This window comes from Leucobacter faecis, assembly GCF_054456635.2.
Genome location: NZ_JBTJEP020000023.1, coordinates 43,080 through 49,732, shown reverse-complemented (window position 1 = coordinate 49,732; position 6,653 = coordinate 43,080). Strand labels below are relative to the sequence as shown.

The 6,653-nt window shown below is 64.4% G+C and carries 7 protein-coding genes; 3 read left to right on the top strand and 4 right to left on the bottom strand.

Features of this window, described 5'->3' with window-relative positions; genetic code table 11:
* The 3 genes from ACXR2T_RS14405 to ACXR2T_RS14395 form a co-directional block, all read right to left on the bottom strand.
* Positions 1-241 (bottom strand): hypothetical protein (locus ACXR2T_RS14405; protein ID WP_489945548.1); only part of this gene is annotated, 241 nt, incomplete at its 3' end.
* A 44-nt stretch (positions 242-285) separates the two neighbouring features.
* On the bottom strand, positions 286-1,500 hold the full coding sequence (locus tag ACXR2T_RS14400; RefSeq protein WP_458840133.1) for an alpha-hydroxy acid oxidase: 1,215 nt from the start codon (positions 1,498-1,500) through the stop codon (positions 286-288).
* 153 nt (positions 1,501-1,653) lie between these two features.
* Complete coding sequence (locus ACXR2T_RS14395; RefSeq protein ID WP_458840127.1) at positions 1,654-2,355, bottom strand: FadR/GntR family transcriptional regulator; 702 nt, start codon at positions 2,353-2,355, stop codon at positions 1,654-1,656.
* Between the two features lie 141 nt (positions 2,356-2,496).
* Between ACXR2T_RS14395 and ACXR2T_RS14390 the strand changes: the two genes are divergently transcribed.
* The 3 genes from ACXR2T_RS14390 to ACXR2T_RS14380 all read left to right on the top strand — a co-directional run bounded on the left by ACXR2T_RS14390 (position 2,497) and on the right by ACXR2T_RS14380 (position 5,874).
* Positions 2,497-3,582, top strand: a complete 1,086-nt coding sequence (locus ACXR2T_RS14390) for an S-(hydroxymethyl)mycothiol dehydrogenase (protein ID WP_458840125.1) — start codon at positions 2,497-2,499, stop codon at positions 3,580-3,582.
* On the top strand, positions 3,579-4,211 hold the full coding sequence (locus ACXR2T_RS14385) for an MBL fold metallo-hydrolase (protein WP_458840123.1): 633 nt from the start codon (positions 3,579-3,581) through the stop codon (positions 4,209-4,211). Before ACXR2T_RS14390 ends, ACXR2T_RS14385 begins: the two co-directional genes overlap by 4 nt.
* Before the next feature lie 145 nt (positions 4,212-4,356).
* Positions 4,357-5,874 carry an alanine/glycine:cation symporter family protein gene (locus ACXR2T_RS14380; protein ID WP_458840131.1) on the top strand — a complete coding sequence of 506 codons (1,518 nt, stop codon included), beginning with the start codon at positions 4,357-4,359 and terminating at the stop codon, positions 5,872-5,874.
* Here the strand turns inward: ACXR2T_RS14380 and ACXR2T_RS14375 are convergent.
* Complete coding sequence (locus ACXR2T_RS14375) at positions 5,846-6,586, bottom strand: TetR/AcrR family transcriptional regulator (protein WP_458840121.1); 741 nt, start codon at positions 6,584-6,586, stop codon at positions 5,846-5,848. The two genes, ACXR2T_RS14380 and ACXR2T_RS14375, sit on opposite strands and share 29 nt — an antisense overlap.
* Positions 6,587-6,653 lie beyond the last annotated feature (67 nt).

Genomic DNA, 6,653 nt, shown 5'->3' with positions numbered 1-6,653 from the left:
AAACGCCGCTAGGCAGCCAGTCTGGCGGCGTTTTCCCCTGCCCACTTGACAAATCGATCTCCATATCAGGATGACGTGGGTGGGTGGTGTGCGCAGGCCGATACAAAGAGGCGGCTGGATCCTGCGAGTCGCAAAGCTCCCGCAGGGTGACGTAGGTGGGTGGTGTGCACAGGATGACGTGGGTGGGCGTTTTGCGCAGGATGACGTAAGTGAGTGGTACGCGCAGGATGGAGTGGCTCATGCAGGAAGAGCGCGGCGCGCGACCCCGTTCGTTGTTCGGGTGGGTTACGCGCGAGCGTCGACCCTGGCCTGAGCGCCCACGCGGGCGAAGCGGTGCAGCTGGGTCACATGACGAGGTTCGAGCTCCTCAAGCGACGAAACCCCGAGCAGGGTCATGGTGCGTTCAATCTCGCTCTTCAAGATTGCGATCGTGCGATCCACTCCCGCCCGGCCGCCCGCCATCAGACCGTACAGGTAAGCGCGTCCGATGAGCGAGAACTTAGCTCCAAGGGCGGTCGCTGCCACAATGTCGGCCCCGTTCATGATGCCCGTGTCGACCATCACGGTCGCGTCGCGTCCCACCTCTCGCACAACCTCAGGCAGCAGGTGAAACGGCACAGGGGCACGGTCTAGCTGTCGACCACCGTGGTTTGACAGTACGATGCCGTCGACTCCGCGGTCGATGAGCTTTACCGAGTCTGCAACGTTCTGCACGCCCTTCACCACGATCTTGCCGGGCCATAGTTCACGAATCACATCGAGGTCTTCATACGATATCGTCGGGTCCATCGCCGAATTGAGCAGCTCACCCACGGTGCCACCCGTCGACGAGAGCGAAGCAAACTCGAGCTTGGGGGTCGTGAGAAAATCGATCCACCACCAGGGCCGCGGAATGGCGTTCAAGATGACCCCCGGGGTCAGCTGCGGCGGAATTGAGAAGCCGTTGCGCGTATCGCGCATGCGGTATCCCGCGATAGGCGTATCTACCGTAAACATGAGCGTGTCGAAACCTGCCGCGGCGGCGCGCTCCACCAGCCCGTACGAGATTTCGCGCTGTCGCATCACATACAACTGAAACCAATTGCGCCCGCCCGGGTTGGCGGCCTTCACGCCCTCGATCGAGGTTGTTCCGAGAGTCGAAAGGGTGAATGGAATACCCGCGGCACCGGCGGCGCCCGCCCCTGCGATCTCACCCTCTGTTTGCATGAGACGGGTAAAGCCGGTCGGGGCGATACCGAACGGCAGCGCCGACGAACCGCCGAGCACCTTGCACGACGTATCTACGTGCTCGGCTGGGCGCAAAATGTCGGGGTGCCACTCAATGTCTTCAAACGCCTGGCGGGCACGCGCCAAAGACACCTCTCCCTCCGCCGCGCCATCGGTGTAGTCAAACGCTGCAGCTGGTGTGCGGCGCTTGGCCACCTTGCGCAGATCAGCGATGGTCAGCGCCGAGTCCAATCGGCGCTTCTTGCCACTGAGCTCGGGCTTCTTAAACTGCATGAGTTCCAAGAGCTCTGCGGGGCGGGGGAGCTGACGCTTCACAACGGATCCTTTCGGGCGGTGAGCCAGGCGCACGCACGACAGTGTGGCCCAACCATGTGGTCTGACCACAGAATATGCCCGATATCTGCGTCGAGTCAAGCGCGGCGCATGTTACTGCGTCGACCCTTCGTGGCCGCCAGTGGTCTCGCGAAAGTAACCCTCGATGTGGCTGCGCAAGAGCGCGGCACCGCGCGAGCCCGATCCGGAGCGAAGAGCGGCCAGGATCTCACGGTGCTCAGCACGCAGGCGTGCGCAGGTGACCGGCCAATCGGGCAGCGAGCGCGCGAGGGCACTCGTGTGATCGGCGACCGCACGCCGCAGCGCGTCCATGAGCGAGCTGATGAGCGGGTTATCGGCCGCGTGCGAGAGCAGCGTATGAAACTCGGCATCGAGCGTGAGAAACGCATCGACTGTTAGGTCCGGTGCGTCCATCGCCTCGAGCAGCTCGGCAGCGCGCGCCCAGTCGCCCAGACCGGGCTCTACGTGCCGGGCGGCCCAGGTCTCGAGCAGCAGGCGCGTCTCGTAGATGTGCCGCTGGCCGATGTGCTTGGTCGCGAGCTGCAGGTTGAGCGCGAGCGACAGCGCCTGTTCGGGGGCGGCCGTGATGATGGTGCCCGCGCGTGGGCCCGATCCGGTCGAGGTCTGAATCGTGCCGAGCGCCTCGAGCACCCGCATCGCTTCGCGCAGCGAGCTGCGCGACACCTCGAGTGTCTGGGCGAGGGCGCGCTCACTGGGCAGGTGATCACCGATGTGGAGCCGCCCGCTCGCAAGCTCCTCGGTGACCCAAGCCATAACGACCTCGTGCGCTTTCATCGTCTCGATTATGGCAGCTCGGTCTCTCGAGCGCCGCGGGCGGCGCGCGGGCGCCGCCCGGTGGCAACTGTGAGGCCGGCTCGATAGCCTGGAAGAACGTGCGCCGGGCGCAGCTGCCCGCGCCTGACGAAAGGGACACACATGGTCTATCGGGTGCAGGGAGTCGTGGTGCGTGCGAAGGACGCAGCACCCACGATCGAGACAATTCTGGTGCCGGATCCGGGGCCGGGCGAAGCCGTCGTTGACATCATCACCTGCGGGGTGTGCCACACCGATCTGCACTATCAGCAGGGCGGCATCGGCGACGAGTTTCCGTACCTACTCGGTCACGAGGCGACGGGTCGTGTTGCCGCGGTGGGCGAGGGCGTCACCAACGTAGTGGTGGGCGACCGCGTGATTCTCAACTGGCGTGCCGTGTGCGGCGAGTGCCGCGCCTGCGCCAAGGGCCAGCCGCAGTACTGCTTCAACACGCACAACGCCAAGCAGCAGATGACGCTCGAAGATGGCACGGTGCTGTCACCCGCACTCGGTATTGGCGCGTTCGTTGAGAAGACGCTCGTCGCGGCGGGCCAGTGCACCAAGATCGACGAAGAGTCAGACGCGGCGGCCGTGGGGCTGCTCGGCTGCGGCATCATGGCGGGCATCGGCGCCACGATTAACACGGGCGAAGCGAAGCGCGGTGAGTCCGTGGCCGTGATCGGCTGCGGCGGTGTGGGGACGGCCGCAATCGCGGGCGCGCAGCTCGCGGGCGCCACGACAATCATCGCCGTCGATATCGACGACGAGAAACTTGCGCAGGCGAAGCGATTTGGCGCGACCCACACGGTCAACTCGAAGTCCGTTGACGCGGTCGAAGCGATTCGTGAGCTCACCGGCGGAAATGGTGCCGACCTCGTTGTCGACGCGGTCGGTCGCCCCGAAACCTACAAGCAGGCCTTCTACGCGCGCGACCTCGCGGGCCGGGTGGTGCTCGTGGGCGTGCCCACCCCCGAGATGGTACTCGAACTGCCCCTGCTCGACGTGTTTGGCCGCGGTGGCTCCCTGAAGTCATCTTGGTACGGCGACTGCCTACCGAGCCGCGACTTTCAGATGCTCATCGATCAGTATCGTCTCGGTCGCATCGACCTTGAGGGGTTTGTCACCGAGCGCATCGGCCTAGGCGACGTCGAAGCCGCGTTCGCACGCATGGGAACGGGTAACGTACTGCGTTCGGTGGTCGAGCTGTGAGCGCCGTGCAGGGCGTCGAGCGCCTCGTCACGAGTGGCACATTCTCGCTTGACGGCGGCACCTGGGACGTCGACAACAACGTGTGGATCGTGGGTGACGAGGCCGAGGTGATCGTCATTGACCCCGCCCACAGCGCGGCCGAGGTCGCGAGTGCCGTGGCGGGCCGCACGGTGCGCGCCATCTTGCTCACGCACGGTCACGATGATCACGTGCGCGCGGCGCGCGAAACAGCGGCACTGCTCGGCGCACCCGTGTACCTGAACCCGGCCGACCGCATGCTATGGGACGCCGTGCACGACGTCGCCCCCGACGCCGAGATTCACGCGGGTGACACGTTCACCGTCGCCGGAATCACGCTCGAGGCGCGCCACACGCCCGGGCACTCGCCCGGCTCGACCGTGTTCTATGCCCCAACGCTTGGGGTCGTGTTCACCGGTGACACGCTGTTTCACGGCGGCCCCGGCGCAACCGGCCGCTCCTACAGCGACTTTCCGACCATCATCGAGTCGATCAGAGACCAGCTACTCACCCTGCCCGCAGACACCCGCGTGTTCACGGGGCACGGCGACGAAACGAGCATCGGCACCGAGGCGCCAAATCTCGATGAGTGGATCGCGCGCGGGCACTAGGCCCGGCGCTTCGTAGAGACCTAGATCCGGATCATGCGGCCCGGCACACGCGCAGTGCGCGCGTGCCGGGCCAATTCGTGCCACAAATGTCGCTAGCATGGCTCAAGACAAGTGCTCCCGCAATGACGCGAAAGGCCATCACCACATGCTCGACTCCATTCAGGGGTTCCTTGACGCCGCCAGCGGCATCATCTGGGGCCCGTTCGTGCTCATCCCGCTGTTGTTTATTACGGGGCTCTATCTCACGATTCGGCTCGGTGGTATTCAGTTTTTGCGGCTGGGTGCTGCTCTCAGCCTGGGGCTGTTTCGTCGCAAGGATCCAGGTGCGAGCGGCGACATCTCTCAGTTTCAGGCGCTCACCACCGCGCTCGCCGCCACGGTGGGCACGGGCAATATCGTGGGCGTAGCCACGGCGATCGCTATTGGCGGCCCGGGCGCACTGTTTTGGATGTGGATCACGGGCCTGCTCGGTATGGCTTCGAAGTACGCCGAGGCTTTTCTTGGGGTGCGCTACCGCCAGTCAGACAAGAAGGGTGAACGCAACGGCGGCCCGCAGTACTACCTAGAAAAGGGTATTAAGGGCCCGCTCGGCAAGACGCTCGCGTGGATGTTTACGGTGTTTACGATCTTTGCGTGCTTTGGTATCGGCAACATGACGCAGAGCAACTCGATCTCGGCCAACATGGAGAACAGCTTTAACGTGCCGACCTGGGTGACCGGCGTGGTGCTGACCGTGCTCGCCCTGGTCGTATTGGTGGGCGGGATTAAGTCGATCGGCAAGGTCACATCGGCGTTTGTTCCGATCATGATCGTGTTCTATGTTGTGGCAGCGCTCTACATTCTGTTCACGAACATTAGTGAGGTGCCCGCGGCATTTGCCACGATCTTTGAAGACGCGTTCACGGGCACCGCGGCGGCAGGCGGGTTTGCTGGGTCGGTGTTTATTATTGCCGTGCAGTACGGGTTTGCTCGCGGTATTTTCTCGAACGAATCGGGCATGGGCTCGGCCGCCATCGCAGCGTCTGCAGCGCAGACGAGCCACCCTGTGCGTCAGGGGCTCGTATCAATGACCCAGACCTTCATCGACACGATTATCGTGGTGTCGATGACGGGGCTCGTGATCGTGACGACCGGCGCGTACAAGCTCATCGATCCCGAGACGGGAGAGCAGATGTCTGCCGCGCTCATGACGGGTGAGGCGTTCTCTGCGGGGCTTCCGGGCGACTGGGGACACTGGGTTGTCACCATCGGGCTCGCGATGTTTGCGTTCTCGACGATCCTGGGTTGGTCGTACTACGGTGAACGCAACATGGAGCGCGTATTTGGGCGGGGCGCGGTGATGCCCTTCCGCGTCGTGTTCTCGCTCGTCGTCTTCGTGGGGGCCACGACCCAGCTGGCCGTCGTGTGGTCGTTCTCAGACGTCATGAACGGACTCATGGCGCTCCCGAACCTCCTGGGCCTCTTGATTCTGTCTGGCCTGATTGCACGCGAGACGCGCAGCTACCTGAAGTTCGACCCGAAACTCACGGCGACGAAGGCCGAGATTGAGGCCGCGCTCGCGGGCGATCCAGGGTACCAAGAGTGGCGTGCACACGAAGAGGAGCTCGATCGCACGAAACAGGTCCAGGTCGTGCCTAAATTCGATCCGGATCCGGTTGCTTAAGACCAAGCTGGATCGTCACCGCTGCGAGCACCTCTTCGGGGGTGCTCGCAGCGTCGAAAGCGGCGACCACAACGCGCGCCCCCGTACCGCTGGCGGGCGAGCCGTGCGTGCGTGGGGAGGCCGGGGACGTGAGCCATTCGCGATAGAGCGCAGCAGCCTCGCGGAGCCGGTCCTTAAGCGTCGTGGCAGCATCGACGGCGTCATCGCGCAGCCAGTCGCGCAGGGTGAGATTGTGCAGTGCGACGAGCTGGGCCGCGAATGACGCTGCCACCCAGTCGGGCGCCTCGGCGGGCAACTGCGCACGGAGGTAGCGCGCAAACACGCGCTCGTACCGGTGCGTGATCACCAGCTCACGTTCCTTGAGCTGGGTGTGCTGGCGCACGAGGTCGAAGCGCAACCGGGCAGCCTCGTGATCCCGAATCAGTAGGCGCAACACATTACAGGTGCCAGCAATAAGCGCTTCACCGGGGGCCAGACGCGTAGCAGCGAGGTGCTCTTCAAGGCCTGCCAGGGCGAGATCGTGGTCAGCGAAGATCACGTCGTCTTTGCTGCCGAAACGGCGAAAAAACGTGCTGCGGCTCATGCCGACGGCGTCGGCCAGGTCCTCTGCTGTGGTCGCGTCATATCCGCGCGCAGCGAGCAAGCGCACTGCGGCGGCAGGGCCGGGGGGTGCGGGGGACGTGGTGGAGGCGCGGGACGAGCGTGCTGGCATATGGTGACGGTAGCACAGGAACGGCCAGGTTGGGACTACGTTTCATGGGATCGACGCGGCGTGTCTG

Coding starts and splice junctions, on each gene's coding strand:
- ACXR2T_RS14400 (WP_458840133.1), bottom strand. CDS start 1,500: ATGCAGTTTAAGAAGCCCGAGCTCAGTGGCAAGAAGCGCCGATTGGAC.
- ACXR2T_RS14395 (WP_458840127.1), bottom strand. CDS start 2,355: ATGAAAGCGCACGAGGTCGTTATGGCTTGGGTCACCGAGGAGCTTGCG.
- ACXR2T_RS14390 (WP_458840125.1), top strand. CDS start 2,497: ATGGTCTATCGGGTGCAGGGAGTCGTGGTGCGTGCGAAGGACGCAGCA.
- ACXR2T_RS14380 (WP_458840131.1), top strand. CDS start 4,357: ATGCTCGACTCCATTCAGGGGTTCCTTGACGCCGCCAGCGGCATCATC.
- ACXR2T_RS14375 (WP_458840121.1), bottom strand. CDS start 6,586: ATGCCAGCACGCTCGTCCCGCGCCTCCACCACGTCCCCCGCACCCCCC.